At 69.0% G+C, this 2,583-nt stretch carries 2 protein-coding genes; both read right to left on the reverse strand.

Annotated features, from left to right (window positions below; genetic code table 11):
• Nucleotides 1-1,450: flotillin family protein (locus AOK24_RS21895; protein ID WP_055721766.1), on the reverse strand; the 1,450-nt coding region annotated here is incomplete at its 3' end.
• A gap of 175 nt (nucleotides 1,451-1,625) precedes the next feature.
• Nucleotides 1,626-2,583, reverse strand: a 958-nt coding sequence (locus AOK24_RS21900; protein WP_159051946.1) for a L,D-transpeptidase, incomplete at its 5' end; no start/stop codon positions are given.

Genomic DNA, 2,583 nt, shown 5'->3' on the forward strand with positions numbered 1-2,583 from the left:
CCTCGGCCTCGGCGCGCAGCCTCGCCGCCGCCGCTTCGGCCTCGGCGCGGCCGGCCTTCTCGATGACCTCGGCCTCCTTGTCGCGCACCTGCACGGCGGCGAGTCCTTCGGCGGCGGCCTCGGCCTGGATGCCCTCCGCGAGCCGCAGTTTGGCGCGTGCGTCGAGGTCGGCGCTCTTCAACCGGGCCTCGGCGAGGGTGAGTTCCTCGGCGGCGCGGTGAACTGCCGCGACCTCGGCGGCTTCCGCGGCCTTGATGTCCTTGACGAGCTTCTCCTGAGCCTGGGCCTCCGCGGCGATGACGACGGCCTGGCGGTCCCGCTCGGCCTCCTCGACGGCCCTCAACTTCTTGATGGCTTCTTCCTGTTCGGCGACCGTGCGGTCCACGGCGACGCGTTCGCGCACGACCTCGGCGATCTCCCGGCGTTCCGCCTCGACCTCCTTGTCGGCGGCGATCCGCGTCAGCTGGGTCTCCCGCTCGCGCGCGATGACCTCCAACAGCCGGTCCTTCTCGATGCGTTCGTTCTCGACGGCGATGACCCGCTCGCGGTTCTTCGCGGCGACGGCGACCTCGCGGGCCTGGTTCTCGCGCTGGACGCCGAGTTGTTCCTCGGTGCGCAGGAACGCGCCCTGGGAGCGCAGGCGTTCCTCCTCGACGACCCGCGCGGTCTCGGCCTCCTCGCGCGCCCGGCTGGTCTCGATCTCGCGGCGCTGTTTGATCTCCGCGTCGGCCTGGCGGCGTTCGAGTTCGAGGATCGCCTCGCGCGCGTCGACGTTCTGGCGCGTGATCTCCTTCTCCTCGGTGCGCTGGGCCTCGTTGGTGCGGACGTGCTCGGTGGCGGTGAGCTCGGTGATCTTCCGAATGCCTTGCGCGTCAAGGACGTTGGCGGGGTCGAGCTGGGTGAGCGGCGTCTGCTCCAGGTAGTCGATCGCCGCGTCCTCCAGGTGGTAGCCGTTGAGGTCGACGCCGATGACCTCGATGATCCGGTACCTCAACTCCTCGCGCTTGGTGTAGAGATCGGTGAAGTCCAGTTGTTTTCCTACGGTCTTGAGCGCCTCGGAGAACTTCGCGTGGAAGAGTTCCTGGAGGGTCTTCTGGTCGCTGGCGCGGGCCGTGCCGACCGCCTGCGCGACCTTGACGACGTCCTCGACCGTCTTGTTGACCTTGACGAAGAACGAGATGCGGATGTCGGCGCGGATGTTGTCCTTGCAGATCAGCCCTTCCTTGCCCGCGCGGGTGATCTCGATCGCCTTCACCGAGATGTCCATCGTCTCGGCCTTGTGCAGGACCGGCAGCACGATCTGCCCGGTGAACGTCACGTCCACCTTGCGCATCTTGGACACGATGAGCGCCTTGCCCTGCTCGACCTTGCGGAAGAGCCGGGAGACCAGGAAGAGCGCGAGCAGCAGCAGGATCAGGCCGACGGCTGCCAGCACGACGACGACATCCATGGAGTACGTCCTTCGGCCGTTGGGTTGGTGCCGTCATCGTGCCCGTGGCCTGGAACGTCGCGCATTGCCGGTTCTCGGCAGTGTTTTCGGGGGTGTTGGTTCCGACTGCCGTCAGGAATCCGTCAAGAACCCGTGAGGATCACGGAGTTGAGAGTTTGGACGCCGCGCTTCCGTGTCACGAGGCGGAGGGGCGCAGGCGCTCCTCGGCGGGCCGTACGGTGCTACTCCCTTTCAGGGCACTGCCGTTGACCCATGCGCGCCACGGCATGTTCCAGTCGCCCACGCCGTTGGAGAACGGCGTCATCTCCTGGCCGCGCGTGTGCACGGTCCGGGTGATGTCGCCCTCGCCGAGGATCAGGAACAGCCACGCGGCGTCCTTCTCGCTCATCCCGACGCAGCCGTGGCTGACGTCCCGGCGCCCGAACGACGAGGCCGCCCAGGGGGCCGCGTGGAGGTACTCGCCGCTGCGGGTGAGGCGGATCGCGTGCCGGACCGGCAGGTCGTACGCCTCGTCGGTGTCGGAGGGGATGCCGATGGTCGTGCTGCGCATCCTGAGGACGGCCTGCTTGTCGAGGACGACCTTGATGCCGGCGCGGGTGCGGTAGCCCTCCTTGCCGGTCGTGACGGGGATGACCCTGAGGGTCGTACCGTCGCGCAGGACGCTCATCCGGTGGGCGGAGGCGTCGATGACGGCCTCCACCCGGGGGCCGGTGGAGAACCTCAGGGGTACTACGGGGGCTACGCGCAGGTGGTCCGTGAGGCGTAGTCCGGCGAGGTCGTCGGCGGTGACGCTGATGTCGGCCCGGGCGGGCCAGTAGGTGCGGGGGCGGTAGTGCAGGGTGGTCGGGTCCAGCCAGTGCCAGGCGCCGGGGGCGGCGGCCGGAGTCGCGGTGACCTTGAGGTGGCTCTCCAGGAGGGCGCGGCTCTCGGGGGGTACGGGGTGGCTGAGGTGAGCGGTGACGATCTGGCCCACGCCGTAGGTGCGGGCTCCCTCCGAGGTACTACGAGTATCACCGGCGGCGGCTGCCCCGGAGGTATCACGAGTATCACCGCCCGACGGTCCCAAGGTCACCGTGAGGAGGCCGCTGCGGGCGCGGGAGGTGGTGAACTCCGTGCGGTGGGGGGTGTTGTGG

The sequence above is a fragment of the Streptomyces niveiscabiei genome, from assembly GCF_001419795.1.
In the GTDB taxonomy this organism is placed as follows: Bacteria; Actinomycetota; Actinomycetes; order Streptomycetales; family Streptomycetaceae; genus Streptomyces; species Streptomyces niveiscabiei.